Raw genomic sequence first — 21,191 nt, 5'->3', positions numbered from 1 at the left:
ATCTTTCGATCTCTCGGACGTCAATATGGAGCCGAAGAGCATAAAGGTTCGAGACGGACGACAGGCCATCAATATAAAAATCTTATAAATGCCCATGCGAGGCCGCTCACCGTCGGACCAGGCTGGCGCAGTTTTCGGACGGGCCGCTGCCGGCACCGATCCTCGGCAAATCCAGGTGAGCATTTTATCAATTGTTGAGCAAAAGCCTTCGCAATCCGGTTGAATTGGGAAGGCTTCGGGCTTTATAGTCGGCTTCAACGGCCCGATGGAGTCATGGGCAAGCCAATAGGGAAGGAAACCGACGATGACCAAAGTCCGCGCGCTTGTCCTCGAGCGCCAGCATGAGCTTGCGCTCCGCGATATCGATCTGCCGCTCGAAACCGGCCCCGGCGAGGTGAAGGTCAGGATCCACACGGTCGGCGTCTGCGGTTCGGACGTGCATTATTACACCCACGGCAAGATCGGCCCCTTCGTCGTCAACGCACCGATGGTGCTCGGCCATGAGGCGGCGGGCACGGTGGTCGAGGTCGGCGCCGGCGTCACCCATCTGAAAGTCGGCAACCGCGTCTGCATGGAGCCCGGCATTCCCGATCCGAATTCGAAGGCAAGCCGGCTCGGCATGTACAATATCGACCCGGCCGTCACCTTCTGGGCGACCCCGCCGATCCATGGCGTGCTGACGCCAGAGGTCGTGCATCCCGCCAACTACACCTTCAAGCTGCCCGACAGTGTCAGCTTTGCCGAAGGCGCCATGGTCGAGCCCTTCGCCGTCGGCATGCAGGCGGCTGCCAAGGCGAAGATTACGCCTGGTGATACTGCCGTCGTTCTCGGCGCCGGGCCGATCGGCACCATGGTGGCGATCGCGGCGCTTGCCGGCGGCTGCGCCCGCGCGATCGTGGCTGATCTTGCCCAGCCGAAGCTCGATATCGCCGCACAATACCAGGGCGTCATACCGGTCAATATCCGCGAGAAGAACCTGGCCGAAGAAGTTGCCCGGCTGACCGACGGCTGGGGCGCCGATGTCGTCTTCGAATGCTCCGGTTCGCCAAAGGCCTGGGAGACGATCATGGCGCTGCCGCGCCCGGGCGGCGTCATCGTCGTCGTCGGCCTGCCGGTCAACCCGATCGGCTTCGACGTCTCGACGGCATCCACCAAGGAAATCCGCATCGAGACGGTGTTCCGCTACGCGCACCAGTATGAGCGCTCGATCGCGCTGCTCGGCTCGGGTCGCGTGGATCTGAAGCCGCTGATATCAGAGACGTTCAAATTCGAGGATTCCATCAAGGCGTTTGACCGCGCCGTCGAGGCGCGGCCGAGCGACGTGAAGCTGCAGATTGTGATGGAATAGGACGCCATACCTCTATGAGTGCTTGGCGTTCAGTTTCATCTTGCGAAAGGCAAGAGCCGCGGCTGCGACGACAGCCGCGGCTCCGACTGCGATCAGCAGATGGCGGTGAAGCGGAAGGCGGCCCAATGTCTGTTCAAGGCCGTGCCCGAACAAATAGCCCAGCGCCGTGAAAAGCTGCCCCCACACCAGCGCGGCCACGGCATTCAGGATGATGAATTTCCCGGTCGCTATTCGCGTCGTGCCGATGACGATCGGGCTGATCGTCCGCAATCCCACCAGGAAACGAAACGCAAGGATGAAGCCTGTGGGATATCTTTCCAGGAGCCGGGTTGCACGCGCCAGCGCCGGTGTCTCCATCAGCCGGCGGACGAGACCCCATCGAGCCGCATAACGGCCGGCGAAGAACCAGAACTGATCGCCGGCGAACGATCCTGCCGTTGCCGCAAGCGACGCCGACCAATAGGTCAGCAGCCCGCGGTGGGAAATCACGCCGCCAAGGAAGGCGGCTGTTTCGCCTTCGAAGGCTTCACCCAGAAATATCGCCAACAGGCCGTAGTGCTCGATCAGCAGTTCGATAGACACGCAGCTGTCCTCGGCCCGGGGTTTCTACAGCTAAACCGGCTTCAAATCCCCAAGCAGCGTCGGGATCAGCTCCGACACCGTCGGATGGATCGGCACCGACCATTGCAATGCGGGATAGGTCGTTCCCGCATTCATCGCGTCTATGATGCCGTGGATCACCTCGTCGCCCTCGATGCCGAGAATTGCCGCGCCGAGAATTTTTTTGGTCTCGGCGTCGGCGATCACTTTCATGAATCCCTTGGTCTCGCCGCGCTCGTTGGCGCGGCCGACGCGGCTCATCGGCCGGGTCGAAATCATGATCTTCCGTCCCGAGGCGCGCGCCTGCTTCTCCGTCATGCCGACGCGGCCAAGCGGCGGGTCGATATAAAGCGCATATGCCAGGATGCGGCTCGAGACCTTGCGATCGTCGCCGTCGAGCAGGTTGGCGGCGGCGATCTCGAAATCATTGTAGGAAGTGTGGGTGAAGGCGCCGCGGCCGTTGCAGTCGCCGAGCGCCAAGATGCCGTCGACATTGGTGGCAAGCCTGTCGTCGACGGTGATATAGCCGTGCTTGTCGGTGATGACGCCGGCGGTATCGAGGCCGAGATCGTCGGTATTCGGCTTGCGGCCGGTGGCGATCAGCACATGGCTCACATCGATTCTCGCTGAATCGGTGGCGACCGTTATTCCGTCGCCGCTCTTGGCGAAGGCGATGTCGCTGGCGCCGGTATGAATGTCGATGCTCTCCGAGCGCAGGACATCGGCGATCGCGTCGGATATATCCTCGTCCTCGCGCGATGCGAGCTTCGGGCCATGCTCGATGACGCTGACTTCGGCGCCGAAGCGGCGATACATCTGTGCGAATTCCAACCCGATATAACTGCCGCCGATGACGGCCAGATGCCGCGGCAGCGTGTCGAGATGGATGATCGAGGTGCTGGTGAGATAGTCGATATCGTTGATCCCGGGCAGGTCGGGGATGACGGGCCGCGCGCCGACATTGAGGAAGATGCACGGTGCGGTCAGCGTCTCGCCGTTGACGCTGACGGTCTTCGGACCCTCGAAACGGGCGTGGCCGTAAATCACGGTCATACCGTCCATGCCGGCGAACCAGCCGATCAAGCCGTTGCGGGCGTTCATGGTCACGGTTTCGGCACGGGCTTTGACTACCTTCATGTCGATTGCGATCTCGCCCTGGAGATTCACGCCGTAAACGGCGCCGTTTCTCGCGACATGGGCGGCGCGGGCGCTGGCGACCAGCGTCTTCGTCGGCATGCAGCCGGCATTGACGCAGGTGCCGCCGAGGAATTTGCGCTCGATCAGCGCCACCTTCATGCCCTTTTCGACCATCCGGGCAGCGAGGAAGGGGCCGGACTGACCGGCGCCGATAACGATGGCGTCGAAGCTCTTCATGACACGGCCACGATCAGCAGCGCGCCGATGACGGCGACGGCATCCTCGATGAGAGCAGCCGGCAGATCCTTGCCGAAGGACGCTGCGAGCCTGCCGCGGACGGCAGCACCGCCATATGTGCCAATGACGGCGCCGATCACCCCGACAATCAGCCCGCCGAAGAGCAGGCTGTTGGCGGCGCCGATCGTGGCACCTGCCAGCCCGCCCATGACAATGCGAGCGCCGAATTGCACCGGCACCTTGCGCGAAGGCGTAGACGGCAGCTGGTCGGTGATCAGTTCGACGACGGCGAGAAGCGTGAAGATCCACGGCGTCCATTGGTAAGCCATGAACGCAAGCGGCGTCTGCGAGACATCAAACCAGCCAAGCGCCGCGCCCCAGGCGACGGCGGCGGGCGCCGTCATGGCGCGAAGCCCGGCAATGACACCAATCAGCAATGCAACAAGCAGAAACATGCATGGTCCCCCCTTTTGCCGGCTCTTGCCGCCTTCAGCGAAGGTTGCACATTGTCAGGCGCGTGGCAATTCGCCCTTTCGCGCCAAGAGGCTAGTTCGCAAAGGCGGCAATGCCGGTGATCGCCCGGCCGATGATCAGCGCGTGGATGTCGTGCGTGCCCTCATAGGTGTTGACCACTTCGAGGTTGACGAGGTGACGGGCGATGCCGAATTCGTCGGAGATGCCGTTGCCGCCGAGCATGTCGCGGGCCGCCCGCGCAATCTCCAGCGCCTTGCCGCAGCTGTTGCGCTTGAGGATCGAGGTCAGTTCCACCGGCGGATGGCCTTCCTCCTTCATGCGGCCAAGCCGCAGACAACCCTGAAGGCCGAGCGCGATCTCCGCCGCCATGTCGGCGAGCTTCTTCTGGATCAGCTGGTTGGCGGCAAGCGGCCGGCCGAACTGCTTGCGCTCCAGCGTATATTGCCGGGCTCTCGCATAACAATCCTCGGCAGCACCGAGTGCGCCCCAGGCGATGCCGAAGCGGGCCGAGTTGAGGCAGGTGAACGGCCCTTTGAGGCCTGTCACATCAGGCAGAAGGTTTTCCTCAGGCACGAAGACCCCGTCCATCACCACTTCACCGGTGATCGAGGCGCGTAAGCCCACCTTGCCGTGGATGGCGGGAGCCGAAAGCCCTTTCCAGCCCTTTTCGAGGATGAAGCCGCGGATGAGGCCATCCTCGGTCTTTGCCCAGACGACGAAGACATCGGCGATCGGTGCGTTGGAGATCCAGGTCTTCGAGCCGGTCAGGCTGTAGCCGCCGTCGACCTTTTTGGCACGTGTAGCCATCGAGCCGGGGTCGGAGCCGTGATCCGGTTCGGTCAGCCCGAAGCAGCCGATCCATTCGCCGGTGGCGAGTTTCGGCAGGTATTTCAGCTTCTGTGCCTGCGACCCGAAGGTTTCGATCGGCACCATTACGAGTGAGGACTGCACGCTCATCATCGAACGATAGCCACAATCGACCTTTTCGACCTCGCGGGCGATCAGGCCGTAGGCGACGTAACCGAGTCCGGCACCGCCATAATCCGGCGAGATCGTCGGGCCGAGCAGGCCGAGTTCGCCCATTTCGCGGAAGATCGCTGGATCGGTCTTTTCGTTGCGGAAGGCGTCGAGAACGCGGGGCGCAAGCTTTTCCTGCGCATAGGCGTGGGCGGTGTCCTGCACCATGCGCTCTTCGCTGGTCAGCTGCTCCACCAGGCGAAATGGATCGGCCCAGTCGAAAACTTCGCGCGTATGCTGCATGGCGGCGTCTCCTCATCCCGGTTCAGGCTTGCCTCGCTCAAGTTGGCCATAGACCCGCCAGCCGACCGCGTCAACAGACGACGGTCGCGCCGAAAAGACGGGCCACGCCATCTTTTCAAAAGCGTCGGCATGATCCATTTTGCCCGCGATCGATTCTGGAACGAGGAGGCGGAAATGTCGTCAAGCGATCTGTTCGTATCGGCCGAAGACGCCGAATGGGTCAATCCTGAGCCCGGTGTCGTCAGGCGCATCATGACCTATCTGCCCGAGATGATGATGGTGGAAGTGGCCTTCGAAAGCGGTGCCGTCGGTGCTGCCCATTCGCATCCGCACATCCAGGCGAGCTACGTCGCCGAAGGCAGTTTCGAAGTGACGATCGATGGCCGGACCGAGGTGCTCAAGCAGGGCGGCAGCTTCATCGTGCCCCCCAACCTGGTCCATGGCGTCAAGGCGCTGGAAAAGGGCAGACTGATCGATGCATTCACCCCGCACCGGGCCGAATTCCTGAAATAGCTGGCACGATGCCACTCATGATCTAAACATCCGCTCTTGCCCGGCGCGCCGGGCCGGCGGCGGTGACATAGGGCGGGACGAAGCGCGCATCCTCGCCGCGCACCGCCTCACGGAGGAAATCGATGACGGCGCGCACGCGCGGCGCCTGTTTCAGGTCGCGATGGCAGGTGATCCAGTAATGACGCTTGAGGTCGATCTCGTCTGGCAGCACGCGCACCAGTTCGGGATAACGGCTGGCGAAGAAATAGGGCAGGATGCAGAGGCCGAGGCCGTTTCTCGTGGCAGTCAGCTGCGCGAAGATGCTGGAGCTCTGGAACTGCGGCTTGATGCGCGGGTGCACATCGCTCAGATAATCCAGGCCCGGCGCGAAAATCATTTCCTCGATATAGCTGACGAAGGGATGGCTGAGCAGGTCTTCGCGGGAATTGATGTCAGGCGCCTTGGCTAGATAATCCCGAGAGCCGTAGACCTGCAGGTGGTAGTCGGTCAGCTTCTCGGCGAAATACGCCCCGCCCTTCGGTTCGTCGAGCACGACGGAAAGATCGGCCTCCTTGCGCGACAGCGACATGATCTGCTGGATCGTCACCAGTTCCAGCGCCAGGTGCGGATGCTGGGCGGCAAACTGCGGCAGCACGGTTGCGAAGAAGAAATTGGCAAAGCCCTCCGGCGCACTCAGCCGCACAAGGCCGCGCTGCGCCATCGAGCCGGCGGCAAGATCGGCGCGCAGCCGCTCGGTCTCCTGCTCCATCTTCTCGGCCGTCTCGACGAAGCGCGTGCCCATGGCGGTCAGCACATAGCCGCGCGGATTGCGCTCGAACAGCTTGACCTTGAGGGTGAACTCCAGCCGGTCGATGCGGCGCGAGACGGTGGCATGGCTGGAGCGCAGTTGCCTGGCGGCGGTCGACAGCTGTCCGGTGCGGGCGACGGCTAGAAAAAACTGCAGATCGTCCCAAGTAAACTGCGGTGGATTGTTCATCGCGATCCTCCTCTGTTCAAAAACGAACAGATACTGTTTGGAATTAGTTGTAAACCACCCGTTGCCTCAGGGCGGAATTTCCGTGATCGTAAGGTGAGGGTCCGTCGTTCTGAGGAGTGCGGCTGGCCAAATATGAACAGATCCGCAATCTGGCCAATCTCTGGGAGGAGAGAATATGCGTAAGAATCTCATTGCATCAGTTGCATTTCTGCTCGCGAGCAGCACAGCGGTGCTCGCGCAGAGCGCGACCGACGGCAAGGTCAAGATCGGCATCCTGAACGATCAGTCGGGTGTCTATGCCGACTTCGGCGGCAAGTCTTCTGTCGAAGCCGCCAAGATGGCGGTCGAGGATTTCGGGGGCAAGGTGCTTGATGTGCCGGTCGAGATCGTTGATGCCGACCACCAGAACAAGGCGGATATCGCCTCCAACATCGCCCGCCAGTGGTACGACACCGAGCAGGTGGATGCGATCATGGAACTGACGACCTCGTCGGTGGCGCTCGCCGTGCAGGCGATCGCCAAGGAGAAGAAAAAGATCGACATCGTCACGGGTGCGGCGACGACGGATCTCACCGGCAAGGCCTGCTCGCCTTACGGCTTCCATTGGGCCTACGACACGCATGCACTCGCCGTCGGCACCGGCGGCGCGCTGGTCAAGCAGGGCGGCGACAGCTGGTTCTTCCTGACCGCCGACTATGCCTTCGGCTATTCGCTGGAGCAGCAGACCAGCGATTACGTCAAGGCGAGCGGCGGCAAGGTCGTCGGCGCCGTCCGCCACCCACTGTCGACCCAGGACTTCTCGTCCTTCCTGCTGCAGGCGCAATCGTCCGGTGCCAAGGTGATCGGCCTTGCCAATGCCGGCCTCGATACCTCGAACGCCATCAAGCAGGCGGCCGAATTCGGCATCACCCAGGGCGGCCAGCATCTGGCGGCGCTGCTCTTCACATTGGCCGAAGTCCACGGCCTCGGCCTCGATGCGGCACAGGGGCTGACGCTGACGGAAGGCTATTACTGGAACCGCGACGACGGAAGCCGCGCCTTCGCCAAGAAGTTCTTTGCCCGAACCGGCAAGATGCCGAACATGATCCATACCGGCACCTATTCGGCAGTGACGCAATATCTGAAGGCGGTGCAGAAGGCCGGCACCGACGAAACAGAAGCCGTCGCCAAGCAGTTGCATGAAATGCCGGTCGATGACGTCTTCGGCCGCGGCGGCACGGTCGGCGCCAATGGCCGCATGATCCACGACATGTATCTGCTGCAGGTCAAGAAGCCTGCCGAAAGCAAGGAGCCGTGGGATTACTTCAACGTGCTCGCCACCATTCCCGGCAAGGAAGCCTATATCGATCCCGCCAAGAGCGGCTGCGATCTGGTGAAGTAAGCACGATGGCGGTTTCCGCAATTGAAACTCAGGAAAAGCCGCGGGTGGTATTATCCGCCCGCGGCCTGCGCCGCGATTTCGGCGGCTTCACGGCCGTCAAGAACGTCGATCTCGACGTGCATGACGCGAGCGTGCATGCGCTGATCGGCCCGAACGGCGCCGGCAAGACGACGGTCTTCAACCTGCTGACCAAGTTCCTGCAGCCGACCTCAGGCACCATCACACTGATGGGCACCGACATCACCAAAACGCCGCCCGACAAAGTAGCGCGCATGGGGCTCGTTCGCTCCTTCCAGATCTCGGCGGTCTTTCCGCATCTGACCGTTCTCGACAATGTCCGGGTGGCGCTGCAGCGGCCGAACAATCTTTCCACGCAGTTCTGGCAGCCGCTGTCCGCGCTCGGCCGGCTGAACGAGCGCGCCGACGAACTGCTGGCGAGCGTCGGGCTGTCCAAGGAGCGCGATCACATCGCCGCCGATCTTTCCTATGGCCGCAAGCGCGTTCTGGAGATCGCCACCACGCTGGCATTGGATCCGAAAGTGCTGCTGCTCGACGAGCCGATGGCCGGCATGGGGCAGGAGGATGTCGGCGTCGTCTCCTCGATCATCCGCGACGTCGCCCGCGACCGGGCGGTGCTGATGGTCGAACACAATCTCTCCGTCGTCGCCAATATCTGCCAGCATGTCACCGTGCTGCAGCGCGGCGAGATCCTCGCCGAGGGCGACTATGCCACCGTCAGCCAGGACGAGCGTGTGCGCGTGGCCTATATGGGCACGGAGGAGCATTGATGGCCGCTCTCCTCGAAGTCCAGGGGCTCAATGCCTGGTACGGCGAAAGCCACGTCCTGCACGGCGTCGACATGCGTGTGGCCGAAGGCGAGACGATCACCATTCTCGGCCGCAACGGCGTCGGCAAAACGACGACGCTGCGCACCATCACCGGCATCGTGCGGTCCCGTAAGGGCAAGATCAGCTTTGCCGGCAGTGATATGATGCAGGTGCCGCTGCACAAGACGGCGCATCGGGGCATCGGCTTCGTGCCGGAGGAGCGCGGCATCTTCTCGACGCTTACCGTTTCGGAAAACCTGCTGCTGCCGCCTGTCGTGGCAGCGGGCGGCATGACGCTCGACGAGATCTATGAGCTCTTCCCCAATCTCCACGAGCGCCGCGGCAGCCCGGGCACCAAACTATCAGGCGGCGAGCAGCAGATGCTGGCGATCGCCCGGATCCTGCGCACTGGCGTCAGGCTGCTCATTCTCGACGAACCGACGGAGGGGCTTGCCCCCGTCATCGTCCAGCGCATCGGCGAGGTGCTGAAGACGCTGAAGGCGCGCGGCATGACGATCCTGCTCGTCGAGCAGAATTTCCGTTTCGCCAGCCGTATTGCCGATCGCTTCTATCTGATGGATCATGGGCAGATGGTGTCGGAATTCCCGGTCGGTGAACTGCCGCAGCGCATGGATACGCTGCACAAGGTTCTGGGAGTGTGACCAGATGACGATGATCTTCGGCATTCCCCTGCAGGCGCTGCTCGGCCAGCTGCTGATCGGCCTGATCAACGGCTCGTTCTACGCGCTGCTCAGCCTCGGCCTCGCCATCATCTTCGGCCTGCTTAGGGTGATCAACTTCGCCCATGGCGCGCAATATATGCTCGGCGCCTTCGTCGCCTACCTGCTGCTGACCTATGCCGGCATCGGCTACTGGCCGTCACTGATCCTGGCGCCCGTTATCGTCGGCCTTGCCGGCGCTATCATCGAGCGGCTGTTCCTGCGGCGGCTCTATGATCTCGATCCGCTCTACGGCCTGCTCTTCACCTTCGGGCTGGCGCTCGCGGTCGAGGGCACCTTCCGTTATCTCTACGGCTCTTCCGGCCAGCCCTATGCGACACCGGCGGCCCTTGCCGGCGGGGCCAATCTCGGCTTCATGTTCCTGCCGATCTACCGCGGCTGGGTGGTCGTCGTCTCGCTCGTCGTCTGCCTCGGCACATGGCTGCTGATCGAAAAGACCAAGCTCGGCGCCTATCTCAGGGCCGCCACCGAAAATGCCGTTTTGGTGCAGGTCTTCGGCGTCAACGTGCCGGTGCTGTTGACGCTCACCTATGCGCTCGGCGCCGGTCTCGCCGCCTTTGCCGGCGTGCTGGCGGCGCCGATCTATCAGGTCTCGCCGCTGATGGGCTCGAACATGATCATCGTCGTTTTCGCCGTCGTCGTCGTCGGCGGCATGGGATCGATCATGGGCGCGATCATCACCGGTTATGTGCTCGGCATCGCCGAGGGTCTGACCAAGGTCTTCTATCCCGAGGCGTCGAACATCGTGATCTTCGTCATCATGGCGATCGTGCTTCTCATCAGGCCCGCGGGCCTCTTCGGACGGGATGCCTGACATGGCCGACATCACCGACACCATCCGAACGGAAAAAAGCCGGACCGCCCTTTCGGTGCAGGCGGGCTTCCTGCTGGCCGGGCTGCTGCTCCTGCTGCTGGCACCGTTCTTCTTCTATCCGATTTTCCTGATGAAGCTGCTCTGCTTCGCGCTCTTTGCCTGCGCCTTCAACCTGCTGCTCGGCTATACCGGCCTGCTTTCCTTCGGCCATGCCACCTTCTTCGGCGGTGCTGCCTATTTCACCGCTTATACGGTGAAGGCATGGGGCTTGCCGCCGGAACTCGGCATCCTGATCGGCGTGGCGGGGGCGGCGTTTCTCGGCCTCGTCATGGGCTTCTTCGCCATTCGCCGCCAGGGCATCTATTTCGCGATGATCACGCTAGCGTTGTCGCAGATGTTCTTCTTCTTCTGTCTGCAGGCGAAGTTCACCGAGGGCGAGGACGGCATCCAATCCGTTCCGCGCGGCCATCTCTTCGGCTTCATCGATCTGAACAACTCGACCAACATGTATTATTTCGTGTTGGCCGTGTTCATCATCGGCGTGCTGATCATCTGGCGCTTCATCAATTCACCCTTCGGCATGATCCTGAAATCGATCCGTGAGAACGAGCAACGGGCGATCTCGCTTGGCTATTCCGTGGCGCGCTACAAGCTCGGCGCCTTCGTCATGTCGGCAGCGCTTGCCGGGCTCGCGGGCGCGGTGAAATCGATCGTTTTCCAGTTTGCGACGCTGACCGACGTCGCCTGGCAGATGTCGGGCGAGGTGATCCTGATGACGCTGCTCGGCGGCATCGGCACGCTGATCGGTCCGCTCTTCGGCGCCGGGCTGGTGGTGGCGCTGGAAAACTACCTCGCCACGTCGGAATTCCCGGTGACGATCATCACCGGCATCGTCTTCATGGTCTGCGTGCTGATCTTCCGCCGTGGGATCATCGGTGAATTCTACGCCTCTCGGCTGGGGCGGAAACTGGGCTTCGTCTATCGCCGCTGAACGGGCGGACCTCTCTCTTTCCGGGAAGAATTACTTTTCCCGGGAAAAGAGATGGGCGGCGGCGCTGCGACTCTTCCTCTCCCCGTACTGCGGGGAGAGGAAAGCGGCAAGCATCTGGAGTCTCGTGCGGGGCATGGATCGTTACGACTACATCATCATCGGGGCAGGCAGCGCCGGCTGCGTGCTCGCCAACCGGCTGTCTGCCGATGGCCGGAGCCGGGTGCTGCTGCTAGAAGCCGGCGGCAGCGATAACTATCACTGGATCCATATTCCGGTCGGTTATCTCTATTGCATCAACAACCCGCGCACCGACTGGTGCTTCACCACGGCGCCGGAAGCGGGGCTGAACGGCCGGGCGCTGAGCTATCCGCGCGGCAAGGTGCTCGGCGGTTGTTCGTCGATCAACGGCATGATCTACATGCGCGGTCAGGCGCGCGACTACGACCTCTGGCGGCAGATGGGCTGCAGCGGCTGGGGCTGGGACGATGTTCTGCCATTCTTCCGCAAGTCGGAGGATTTTTATCGCGGCGAAGACGAGATGCATGGTGCCGGCGGCGAATGGCGGATCGAGAAAGCGCGGGTGCGCTGGGCCGTGCTCGATGCCTTCCAGCAGGCTGCCAGGGAAGCCGGCATTCCGGAGACCGCGGATTTCAACCGCGGCAGCAACGAGGGCTCCGGCTATTTCGACGTCAATCAGCGTTCCGGCATTCGCTGGAACACGTCGAAGGCCTTCCTGCGCCCGGCGATGAAACGCTCCAACCTGACCGTGCTCACCAAGGCGCAGGTCCGGCGGCTGCTGGTGGAGGAAGGCGCCGTTGCCGGCGTCGAATTCCAGCATCGGGGCTTGGCGAAACGCGCCTATGCCGCGAAAGAAACCGTCCTTTCGGCCGGTTCGATCGGCTCTCCGCATATCCTGGAACTGTCAGGCATCGGCCGGGGCGAGGTTCTCAGAGAGGCGGGCGTCGATGTCGTCACCGAGGTCAAGGGTGTCGGTGAGAACCTGCAGGACCATCTGCAATTGCGTCTGGCCTATAAGGTCACGGGCGTTCCGACCCTGAACGAGAAAGCGACGAAGCTGATCGGCAAGGCGGCGATCGGGCTCGAATATCTCGTCCGCCGCTCCGGGCCGATGGCAATGGCGCCGAGCCAGCTCGGCATCTTCACTCGATCCGGCCCGGACCGGGAAACGCCCGACCTGCAATATCATGTGCAGCCGGTGTCGCTGGAGAAGTTCGGCGATCCCGTCCATCCTTTTCCGGCGATCACCGCGAGCGTCTGCAACCTCAGGCCGGAAAGCCGCGGTTCTGTCCACCTGTCGAGCCCGGATTTTGCCGCCCAGCCGACGATCAGCCCTAAATACCTCTCGACGCAGCGCGATCGTGACATAGCTGTCCGTTCAATACGGTTGACGCGCAAGATCGTCGCGCAGCCTGCGTTTGCGCGGTTCAGGCCGGAGGAATTCAAGCCGGGGCGAGCCTATCAGACGGAGGCCGATCTGGAGCGGGCGGCGGGCGAGATCGGCACGACGATCTTCCATCCCGTCGGCACCTGCCGCATGGGCGCCGACAGGGACAGCGTCGTCGATCCCAGGCTGAGACTCCGGGCGCTCGGCAAGCTCAGGATCGCCGACGCCTCGGTGATGCCGTCGATCACTTCGGGCAACACCAATTCGCCGACCATCATGATCGCCGAAAAGGCGGCAGCAATGATCCTCGAAGACAATCGATAGGAGAAGACCATGGCAAGGATCGCATTCATCGGCCTCGGCAACATGGGTGGGCCGATGGCGGCCAATCTGGTCAAATCAGGCCACGAGGTCCTGGGCTTCGATCTCGCGGCTTCGGTGCTGAAGGCGGCCGAGGAGAGCGGCGTCAAGCCGGCAAGCCATGCCAGCCAGGCGGTCAAGCACGCGGAGATCGTCATATCAATGCTGCCGCAGGGCAAGCACGTGCTGACGGCCTGGACCGATATCCTGCAGACTGCGGCTCAGGGCACGCTGGTCATCGATTGCTCGACCATCGATGTCGAAAGCAGCCGCAAGGCGCATGAAATGGCCAAGGCCGCCAGCTGCCTGTCGCTCGACGCTCCCGTCTCCGGGGGCACGGGTGGGGCGACCGCGGGCACGCTGACCTTCATGGCCGGCGGCTCGGAAGAAGCCTTCGCAAGGGCAAAACCAATCCTCGAGGCCATGGGAAAGAAGATCGTCCATTGTGGCGAGGCCGGCGCCGGCCAGGCGGCGAAGATCTGCAATAACATGATCCTCGGTATCTCGATGGTGGGCGTCTGCGAAGCCTTCGTGCTCGCCGAGAAACTTGGCCTCTCGCATCAGGCGCTGTTCGACGTCGCCTCGACCTCGTCGGGCCAGTGCTGGTCGATCAATACCTATTGTCCGGTGCCCGGACCGGTGCCGAACTCGCCCGCGAACAATGGCTACAAACCGGGTTTTGCCGCGGCACTAATGCTGAAGGATCTCAGGCTCTCGCAGGAGGCGGCCCTGGCGAGCGGCGCCTCCACCCCGCTCGGCGCGGAAGCAGCACAGCTTTATGCGCTTTTCGAAAAGCAGGGCAATGGCGGAAGGGATTTTTCCGCCATCATCGAGATGTTCCGCGAGAAGGCGTAGGCACCGCGGCGTCAAATCAACCCTTCGACACCGAGAAGCTGAGGCTGCTATTGCCGAGCAGGATGTCGATCTCGCCGGGTTCGGTCAGTTCGATCGCGCCGCTCAACGTGCCTGTGGTGATGAGCGCACCCGTCTTCAGCGATGTCTCGGGGCGCAAGCCGTCATTAGCGTAATCGACGAGCCAGGTGAGAACGTCGCCCTTCGGATGCTGTGCTGGACCATCATAGATCATGCGGCCGGCATGGGTGACCTTGAGCGGTGTTCCGCCGGCGGTGTCGACGACGCCTTTTTCGACCTCCGGGCCGAGCACATAGCCGCTATTGCCGAGCCGGTCGGCGACGAACAGCAGAAACGAAACGCTGCCGCTTTCCCTGATGGCGCTCACCAGCAGTTCAGCGCCGAGATAGACAGCGGAGATCGCCTCGACCACCTCGGCGCGGCTGTAGGGAGCGCCTGTGCGGATCGCCAGATCCCTGCCAAGACGGACGGCGATCTCGGTCTCGAATTTCAGGCCCGGATACCAGGGAATGTCAGCGCCTGAGACGGCTTCGGCATAGGGATGCAGCGGGCCGGTGACCGCCTGGCCCCGCGGCGAGACCGTCACCTTCCAGGCATTGCTCGAAATACCGTCCGCGGCGGCAAGCAAGTCCTGTGCCTCCATCGCCTGATCGAGATCGGCTGGCAGCGCGAACGTGTCCGTTGCCTCCTGACGACCGGCCTGCCGCAGGCTGTGAAGCCCGGCTGCAAGGGCGCGCGGATCGAATGTCTCTGTCATGCTATCTCCTCGACCTGATTTTCGAGGTGCACACTAATCACAAGACAAGGATGAACAAGGTCTGTTCTTGGAAAAGCTCCTATTCCATCGCCGCGTACCAGCGAGTGCGATAGGCGGTCAGTCCGGGGATATCGGTCGGCGGAATATGCGTCTCGGCGCTCGACACCGGCCGGATGCCGGTCAGAAGGGCGGCACCCTGGCTGGTGCCGGTCGAACCTGGAAGCGCCATGACCTCGCGGCCGGTCAGGACCGCCAGCAGTTGGAGATAGGTCTCATTTAGCGCAAACGGCCCTTCGACGATAGCCGGGCCTTTGGCGCCGATCAGTCCGAGGCAGGCATCGGTCATCAAAGCGAGATAGAGGCAGGCAGCGGCAAAGCGCTCCTCGCGGCTTGCTTCTTCGGCACCGATCCAGCGGCTTGCCTTTCCTGGGAAAGGCCCGGAACCGAGGGCGATATTTGGCAGCAGCATCATGCCCTTAGCGATGACTGGACCGATTGCCGCCTGAGCGGCTTCTGCGTCGACAGGGCCGATCTCGGCCGAAAGGATCTCGAATTCCCGCCCACCCATGAAACGGGAAGAGGGGACGGCCCGGCCATAGGCATCGACATTGGCGAGGGTATCGCGTTTCGGATCGAGATGATCGAGATCGCCGCCGACGCCGAAATTGATGACCCATGTGCCTGTGGAGACGACGGCAAAGGGTGCCTCCCGATGAACCAGATGCGGCAGCAGCGAGGCATTGGAATCGTGAATGCCGCAATAGACCGGCACTGGCGCGGCAAGGCCGAGCTCAGCGGCGATGTCGGGCAGGACCGGGCCGAGCGCATCGAAGGCGGAGCGGATCGGCGCCATGAGGCCGCGGATGGCGAGCCTGTCGACGAGTGAGGAATAGCGGCCGGCCCTCGGGTTCCAGAGGTCGGTGTGGCAGCCGAGCGAAGTCAGCTCATTGGCGGCAACCCCGGTCAGCCGCGCCGTCCAATATTGCGCGTAAGTGAGGATGGTCGCCACCTCGGCGAATTCCTCGGGAAAGGCGGTCTTCTGGTAGTGCAGCTGTGCGCCGACATTGAGACCCATCGCGAGGTGCGGCGAGAAGGTTTCGTCGAAGGAGGGGCGCAGCCGCTTATAGGCATCGCGGATGTCCTGCGGATATTCGTGTTCATAGTCGATCACCGGCATGGCAAGCGTGCCGTCCCGGGCAAGCAGTGCTGCAGAGGCGCCATGGGTGGTGATCGAAATGGCGTCGAAGCCGGGCTCGTGCGCAAGGCTCTTCAACGCATCGAGCGCAAACGACCAGAGAGCCTCTACGTCGTAATGCGGATAGAGACCGGTTTTGATCGCGATATTCGGCCGTTTCAACACGGCGATCTCAGCGCCCGTCTCGCTGTCGAGCACGACGACCTTGGCATTGGTCTTGCCGATATCGAGGACGGCGATGCGGCGATAGGAGGTGGCGGTCATGGCATATGGAAGACGGTGACCAGGTCGCTCTGGACCGGCGAATTATCGGGATTGGTCACCATGATATCGGCCATATAAGCCCACCATTTCTTCATGATGGGATGGTCCGGCAGGCTCGCCATCGTGTGGTCGGCGGGCCGCGTCAACACGCCGAACAGCGTGTTGGTCTCGCGGTCGAGATGGATGGAATAGTCGCCGGCGCCTGACTTGTGCAGGAGATCGACCAGTTCCGGCCAGATCTCGTCATGCCGCCTGCGGTATTCGGCTTCCATGCCGGGGTTGAGTTGCATCTTGAAAGCGTGTTTTTCTAAAGTCATCGGGAGCTCATGAGCTTGATACGGCGGACGATGATCGGAATCGCGATGGTGATGATCAAAAGCAGGCCGATGAAGATCGACATGACGATGCCGGGCACGTTCAGCAGGCCGAGGCCGAAGGTGACGAGGCCCATGACGAAGGCAGCGATGACAACGCCGACGATCGTGCCGGAGCCGCCGAGGATCGAGATGCCGCCGAGCACGACCATGGTGACGACCTCGAGTTCCCAGCCCTGGGCAATCGACGGCCGAGTCGAGCCGAGGCGCGAGGTCAGGCAGACGGCGGCGATGCCGCTCATGACGCCGGTCAGCAGGAAGAGGATGAATTTGACGCGTTCGACCGGAATGCCGGAAAAGCGGGCGGCGAAGTCGTTGTTGCCGATCGCATAGACCTGCCGGCCGAAATTCGTCGCATGCAGCAGCACGGCGAAGAGGATCGCCAGCACGATGAAGAGCACGAATTCGAAGGAGAATACCCAGACGACATAACCCTGGCCGAAATAGGCGAAATCCGCCGGGTATTTGCCATAGGCCTGGTCGCCGAGGACGATATAGGAAATGCCGCGGAAAAGGCTCATCGTGCCGATGGTGACGACGATCGACGGCAGTTTCAGCGCCGAGACCAGCACGCCGTTGAAGATGCCGCAGGCAAGGCCGGTGCCGATGCCGATCGCGACCAGGCCCGGTGTGCCGATGCCGACCTGCGCTGCCGCGCCCATCGCCGTCGAGGCGAGCGCGATGATCGCCGCGACCGAAAGGTCGATCTCGCCTGATATGACGAGCAGCGCCATGGCGAAGGCAATCATTGCCTTTTCGGTGAAGTTGAAGGTGGCGTCCGAAAGATTCCAGGCATCGAGGAAATAGGGCGAAGCCAGCGAATTGAAGATGAAGATCAGGACGGCGACGGCAAAGAGCAGCACTTCCCAGCTCGCGACGATGCGGCGGAAGGGTGTGCCGAGGCGGTCGGGGATGACCCGCTTTTCGTGTGTGGACACGGCGCTCATGCTGCGGCCTCCGTTCTGATCTCGGCTGCGGCGCGGTCGCGCAGGATGATTCGGCCGCGGTTGCGCTCACGCCTGGCGTTGAAGGCGACGGCGAGAATGATGACGGTGCCGGAGATCGCCATCTGCGTGAAGGGTGAAATGCCGATCACCGGCAAGGCATTCTTGATGACGCCGAGGAAAAGCGCGCCGAGCACGGTGCCGGCGACCGAGCCGACGCCGCCGGCAATCGAAATGCCGCCAATGACGCAGGCCGCGACGCTGTCGAGCTCGAAGCCGTTGGCGATATCGACATAGGCGACGGCATAACGCGATACCCAGAGATAGCTCGCAAGTCCGGCCAAGGCGCCCGACAGAACGAAGGCCAGGAACTTCGTCCAGCCGGTATCGATGCCGGCATAAACGGCCGCGGTCGGATTGCCGCCGGTGGCATAGGCCGAGCGGCCGAACTGAGTGTATCTGAGAAGGACATACATCAGAAGCACGATGATGATGCCCACCCAGCCGAGAACCGGCAGGCCGAGGATCGGCGTGCGCGGCACCGACAGGAAGACCGGCGTCATCTGATGGGCGTTGACCCACGCCCCGCCCGACAGCACGAAGGCCATGCCGCGATAGATGGTGAGCGTGCCGAGTGTGACGACGATCGGCGGGATTTCGAGCGCCCAGACGAGAAAGCCGTTGATGGCGCCGAGGCACGCGCCGATGACGATCGCGGCAAGGATGAGCATGACGAGCGGCAGGTCGGGATAGGCGGCATTCATCATCGCGATCGCCATGCCGGTGAAGGCGAGGTTGGCGGCAACCGACAGGTCGATCGATTTCGTCAGGATAACCGTCATCTGCGCCAACGCCAGGATGATCAGGATGGAGGTATCGTTGAAAATGCCGGCCAGATTCTCCGGCGTTGCGAAATCGGCGGCGCGCGTCGAAAAGATCGCGATCATCACCACGATGATGAGGAACAGCAGGGTTTCGCGTTTTCTGATCAGTCTTGCCATGCTTTTACCTTATGCATTGCCGGTGGCGGCGCGCACCAGCGCTTCCGGCGACAGCTCGGCGCGGTCGAAAATCCCCGCGGCGAGACCCTCCTTCATCACCAGGACGCGATCCGACATGCCGATGATTTCGGGCAGTTCGGACGAGACCATGATGATCGACAGGCCCTCGGCGGCGAGTTCGCTGATGAAGCCGTGCACGGCTGCCTTCGAGCCGATGTCGATGCCCTTTGTGGGTTCATCGAGGATGATGACCTTCGGCGCCGTCGCCAGCCATTTGCCGATGACGACCTTCTGCTGGTTGCCGCCCGACAGCGTGCCGACCGGGACGGAAAGGGCGGCGGCGCGCAGATCCAGGCGCTCGGCATATTTGCGGGCGAGCGCGAATTCTTCCGCCGCCCTGAGGAAGCCCCGGCGCGAGGTGCGGCTAAGCGAAGGCAGCGTCATGTTCTGGAAGATCGGCATCGGCAGCGCCAAGCCGTGGCGGCCGCGCTCCTCCGGCACATAGACGATGCCGGCGCGGATCGCGTCCTGCGGCGAATGGATGGTGATTTCGCGGCCTTCGAGCATCATGGTGCCGGAGAGCGGCCTAGTGATGCCGAAGAGCGATTGGGACAGTTCCGAACGCCCGGCGCCGATCAGGCCGTATATGCCGAGAATCTCGCCCTGGCGCAGCGTGAACGAGATATCGCGGAATTCGGTACGATGGCTGTAGTTGCGGATCTCCAGAACCGGGCCGCCGATGGCGACATCGACCTTGGGAAAAGCATTCTCGACGTCGCGGCCGACCATCATGCGGACGATCTCGTCCTGCGGTGTTTCCTTGAGCCGGCCCTGGCCGACGGCGCGGCCGTCACGGAAGACAACGAAATCGTCGGCGATTTCGTACACTTCGTCGAACTTGTGGCTGATGAAGAGGATCGCCTTGCCCTTTTCCTTCAGGCCCCGGACGATGCGAAAGAGATCGTCGATCTCCTTGCGGGAAAGGGCTGCCGTCGGTTCGTCCATGATGACGATGCGGGCCTCGATCGACAGAGCGCGCGCAATCGCCACCAGGTGGCGCTGCGCGATCGAGAGGTCCTTCAGCCGGATCGTCGGGTCGATGTTGCTTTCGAGCGCGGTCAGCAGCGCCTTGGCGCGGCTGTTCATCGCCTGCCAGTCGATGGTGCGCAGACGCGTGCGCGGTGCGTGGCCGAGGAAGATATTCTCGGCAACCGTCAGCTCGTCGAACAGCACGGTTTCCTGATGGATGGCGGTGACGCCGGCATCGATCGCGGCCTGGGCGCTGGCAAAGGTCACCGGCTGGCCGTCGACCAGGATCTCGCCTTCGTTCGGCCTGTAGATGCCGGTCAGGATCTTGACCAGCGTCGATTTGCCGGCGCCGTTTTCGCCGATCAGCGCGGTCACCGTGCCGGGATGCAGCGCTATGCTGACATTGTCGAGCGCCTTCACGCCCGGAAAGATCTGGGAGATGCCGCGCATTTCCAGAATGGCCGGTGTATCGGGCATGGGGCTGACATCGTGCTTTTGCGTTGCGGCGTGCATTATTCGTTTCACCTTGAAAACCCCTCCCCAACCCCTCCCCACAAGGGGGAGGGGCTTTACCCATCGCGATGCCGAGGCTCGCGATGGGCGGAGGCGTTGCTTCAGATTATCTCCCCCCTTGTGGGGGAGATGGCCGGCAGGCCAGAAGGGGTCTTAACGATCAGAAGACCTTGGAGAACTGGTCGATATTCGAAGCATTGTAGACGAAGGGATCGGCCATGGCGGCTTCACCGTTGTCGCCGACCTTGATCTTGCCCATGCGGCCGGCTTCGATCTCGCTGCCCGGCTTGCCGTCGGTCTCGCCCTTGACGAGGCGATAGGCGATCTGCGTTGCGGAGTAGCCGAGATCGATCGGGTTCCAGATGGCGAATTCCTTCGTGGCGCCCGACTTGATCGCGCCGGCCATTTCGGACGGCAGGCCGAGACCGGTGACGTAGACCTTGCCGATAAGGCCCTTGTCTTCGACGACCTTGGACGCGGCGAGAACGCCGACCGTCGTTGGAGCGACGATGACCTTGATGTTCGGGTTTGCCTTCAGCAGGCCTTCGGCTTCACGATAGGACTTGTCCGAAAGGTCGTCGCCATAGACGGTGGTGACGAGGTTGAGGCCCGGGAAATCCTTGAGCTGCTTCTTCATCTGGTCGATCCAGATGTTCTGGTTGGTCGAGGTGGTCGTGGCCGACAGGATGGCGAAGTCACCCTTGCCGCCGTCGAGATGGTCCTTGACCAGCGTCAGGCACATCTTGCCGATCAGCTCGTTGGACGACGGGTTGAGCTGCAGGATACGGCCTTCAGGTGCCACGCCGGAATCCCAGGAGATGACCTTGATGCCGCGCTGTGTAGCCTTCTTCAGCGCCGGAACGAGCGCGTCGGGATCGTTGGCCGAAACGGCGATGGCGCTGACGCCCTGGGCGATCAGCGAGTTGATGACTTCGATCTGGCCTTCGGCCGTCGTCGTCGTCGGACCGGTATAGATGACCTCGACGCCGCCGAGTTCCTTGGCGGCTTCCTGCGCACCCTTGTTGGCGGCATCGAAGAAGCCGTTGCCGAGCGACTTCACGACGAGACCGATCTTGATGTCGGCAGCACTTGCCGTTCCGGCCATCATGGCGACGGCAAATGCCACGCCGATTGCGAGTTTCTTTGCGAGTTTCATGCTTTCATCCTCCCACTTGATT

The 21,191-nt window shown here is 62.5% G+C and carries 21 protein-coding genes; 9 read left to right on the top strand and 12 right to left on the bottom strand.

Annotated features, from left to right (window positions below):
• Nucleotides 1-304: 304 nt before the first annotated feature.
• Entirely contained in the window at nucleotides 305-1,348 is a 1,044-nt protein-coding gene (locus tag ACIPSK_RS00340) for an NAD(P)-dependent alcohol dehydrogenase (protein WP_162115295.1), read from the top strand.
• A gap of 12 nt (nucleotides 1,349-1,360) precedes the next feature.
• Here ACIPSK_RS00340 and ACIPSK_RS00335 read toward each other — a convergent pair whose 3' ends face one another.
• From ACIPSK_RS00335 to ACIPSK_RS00320, 4 genes are all read right to left on the bottom strand, one after another.
• Nucleotides 1,361-1,930 carry a VTT domain-containing protein gene (locus tag ACIPSK_RS00335; protein WP_162115296.1) on the bottom strand — a complete coding sequence of 190 codons (570 nt, stop codon included), beginning with the start codon at nucleotides 1,928-1,930 and terminating at the stop codon, nucleotides 1,361-1,363.
• A 30-nt stretch (nucleotides 1,931-1,960) separates the two neighbouring features.
• A complete protein-coding gene (locus ACIPSK_RS00330) occupies nucleotides 1,961-3,322 on the bottom strand; it encodes an FAD-containing oxidoreductase (protein WP_162115297.1) in 1,362 nt (453 codons plus the stop codon).
• Nucleotides 3,319-3,777 carry a DUF4126 domain-containing protein gene (locus ACIPSK_RS00325; RefSeq protein ID WP_162115298.1) on the bottom strand — a complete coding sequence of 153 codons (459 nt, stop codon included), beginning with the start codon at nucleotides 3,775-3,777 and terminating at the stop codon, nucleotides 3,319-3,321. Before ACIPSK_RS00325 ends, ACIPSK_RS00330 begins: the two co-directional genes overlap by 4 nt.
• Before the next feature lie 91 nt (nucleotides 3,778-3,868).
• Complete coding sequence (locus ACIPSK_RS00320; protein ID WP_446532619.1) at nucleotides 3,869-5,056, bottom strand: acyl-CoA dehydrogenase; 1,188 nt, start codon at nucleotides 5,054-5,056, stop codon at nucleotides 3,869-3,871.
• Between the two features lie 174 nt (nucleotides 5,057-5,230).
• Here ACIPSK_RS00320 and ACIPSK_RS00315 point away from each other — a divergent pair, with 174 nt between their 5' ends.
• Nucleotides 5,231-5,569 carry a cupin domain-containing protein gene (locus ACIPSK_RS00315; protein ID WP_162115300.1) on the top strand — a complete coding sequence of 113 codons (339 nt, stop codon included), beginning with the start codon at nucleotides 5,231-5,233 and terminating at the stop codon, nucleotides 5,567-5,569.
• 22 nt (nucleotides 5,570-5,591) lie between these two features.
• Here ACIPSK_RS00315 and ACIPSK_RS00310 read toward each other — a convergent pair whose 3' ends face one another.
• On the bottom strand, nucleotides 5,592-6,545 hold the full coding sequence (locus tag ACIPSK_RS00310) for a LysR family transcriptional regulator (protein ID WP_162115301.1): 954 nt from the start codon (nucleotides 6,543-6,545) through the stop codon (nucleotides 5,592-5,594).
• Between the two features lie 175 nt (nucleotides 6,546-6,720).
• Here ACIPSK_RS00310 and ACIPSK_RS00305 point away from each other — a divergent pair, with 175 nt between their 5' ends.
• The 7 genes from ACIPSK_RS00305 to mmsB all read left to right on the top strand — a co-directional run bounded on the left by ACIPSK_RS00305 (nucleotide 6,721) and on the right by mmsB (nucleotide 13,918).
• Nucleotides 6,721-7,926, top strand: coding sequence for an ABC transporter substrate-binding protein (locus ACIPSK_RS00305; protein ID WP_162115302.1), 1,206 nt, complete (start codon nucleotides 6,721-6,723; stop codon nucleotides 7,924-7,926).
• 5 nt (nucleotides 7,927-7,931) lie between these two features.
• Entirely contained in the window at nucleotides 7,932-8,714 is a 783-nt protein-coding gene (locus tag ACIPSK_RS00300) for an ABC transporter ATP-binding protein (RefSeq protein WP_162115303.1), read from the top strand.
• Nucleotides 8,714-9,415 (top strand): ABC transporter ATP-binding protein, encoded by a 702-nt coding sequence (locus ACIPSK_RS00295; protein WP_162115304.1) that lies wholly within the window; start codon nucleotides 8,714-8,716, stop codon nucleotides 9,413-9,415. Before ACIPSK_RS00300 ends, ACIPSK_RS00295 begins: the two co-directional genes overlap by 1 nt.
• A gap of 4 nt (nucleotides 9,416-9,419) precedes the next feature.
• Nucleotides 9,420-10,307 (top strand): branched-chain amino acid ABC transporter permease, encoded by an 888-nt coding sequence (locus ACIPSK_RS00290; RefSeq protein WP_003553893.1) that lies wholly within the window; start codon nucleotides 9,420-9,422, stop codon nucleotides 10,305-10,307.
• Nucleotide 10,308: 1 nt separating this feature from the next.
• Nucleotides 10,309-11,298 (top strand): branched-chain amino acid ABC transporter permease, encoded by a 990-nt coding sequence (locus ACIPSK_RS00285; RefSeq protein WP_162115305.1) that lies wholly within the window; start codon nucleotides 10,309-10,311, stop codon nucleotides 11,296-11,298.
• Between the two features lie 133 nt (nucleotides 11,299-11,431).
• Entirely contained in the window at nucleotides 11,432-13,027 is a 1,596-nt protein-coding gene (locus ACIPSK_RS00280; RefSeq protein ID WP_162115306.1) for a GMC family oxidoreductase, read from the top strand.
• Between the two features lie 9 nt (nucleotides 13,028-13,036).
• Nucleotides 13,037-13,918 (top strand): 3-hydroxyisobutyrate dehydrogenase, encoded by an 882-nt coding sequence (mmsB, locus tag ACIPSK_RS00275; protein WP_162115307.1) that lies wholly within the window; start codon nucleotides 13,037-13,039, stop codon nucleotides 13,916-13,918.
• 16 nt (nucleotides 13,919-13,934) lie between these two features.
• Here mmsB and ACIPSK_RS00270 read toward each other — a convergent pair whose 3' ends face one another.
• The 7 genes from ACIPSK_RS00270 to rhaS form a co-directional block, all read right to left on the bottom strand.
• Nucleotides 13,935-14,693 carry a fumarylacetoacetate hydrolase family protein gene (locus ACIPSK_RS00270; RefSeq protein WP_162115308.1) on the bottom strand — a complete coding sequence of 253 codons (759 nt, stop codon included), beginning with the start codon at nucleotides 14,691-14,693 and terminating at the stop codon, nucleotides 13,935-13,937.
• A gap of 79 nt (nucleotides 14,694-14,772) precedes the next feature.
• A complete protein-coding gene (locus ACIPSK_RS00265; protein ID WP_162115309.1) occupies nucleotides 14,773-16,152 on the bottom strand; it encodes an FGGY-family carbohydrate kinase in 1,380 nt (459 codons plus the stop codon).
• Nucleotides 16,149-16,469 (bottom strand): L-rhamnose mutarotase, encoded by a 321-nt coding sequence (rhaM, locus tag ACIPSK_RS00260; protein ID WP_162115310.1) that lies wholly within the window; start codon nucleotides 16,467-16,469, stop codon nucleotides 16,149-16,151. Before rhaM ends, ACIPSK_RS00265 begins: the two co-directional genes overlap by 4 nt.
• Nucleotides 16,466-17,473, bottom strand: coding sequence for an ABC transporter permease (locus ACIPSK_RS00255; protein WP_162115311.1), 1,008 nt, complete (start codon nucleotides 17,471-17,473; stop codon nucleotides 16,466-16,468). The genes rhaM and ACIPSK_RS00255 overlap by 4 nt, the downstream gene beginning before the upstream one ends.
• Nucleotides 17,470-18,471 carry an ABC transporter permease gene (locus tag ACIPSK_RS00250; protein WP_162115312.1) on the bottom strand — a complete coding sequence of 334 codons (1,002 nt, stop codon included), beginning with the start codon at nucleotides 18,469-18,471 and terminating at the stop codon, nucleotides 17,470-17,472. The genes ACIPSK_RS00255 and ACIPSK_RS00250 overlap by 4 nt, the downstream gene beginning before the upstream one ends.
• 9 nt (nucleotides 18,472-18,480) lie before the next feature.
• Nucleotides 18,481-20,013, bottom strand: a complete 1,533-nt coding sequence (locus ACIPSK_RS00245; protein WP_162115364.1) for a sugar ABC transporter ATP-binding protein — start codon at nucleotides 20,011-20,013, stop codon at nucleotides 18,481-18,483.
• A gap of 160 nt (nucleotides 20,014-20,173) precedes the next feature.
• Complete coding sequence (rhaS, locus tag ACIPSK_RS00240; protein ID WP_162115313.1) at nucleotides 20,174-21,169, bottom strand: rhamnose ABC transporter substrate-binding protein; 996 nt, start codon at nucleotides 21,167-21,169, stop codon at nucleotides 20,174-20,176.
• Between the last annotated feature and the right edge of the window lie 22 nt (nucleotides 21,170-21,191).

The sequence above is a fragment of the Rhizobium sp. LARHSG275 genome, from assembly GCF_052871115.1.
Note: the sequence above shows the minus strand (reverse complement) of the source record. Positions and strands in the feature narration are given on the sequence as shown.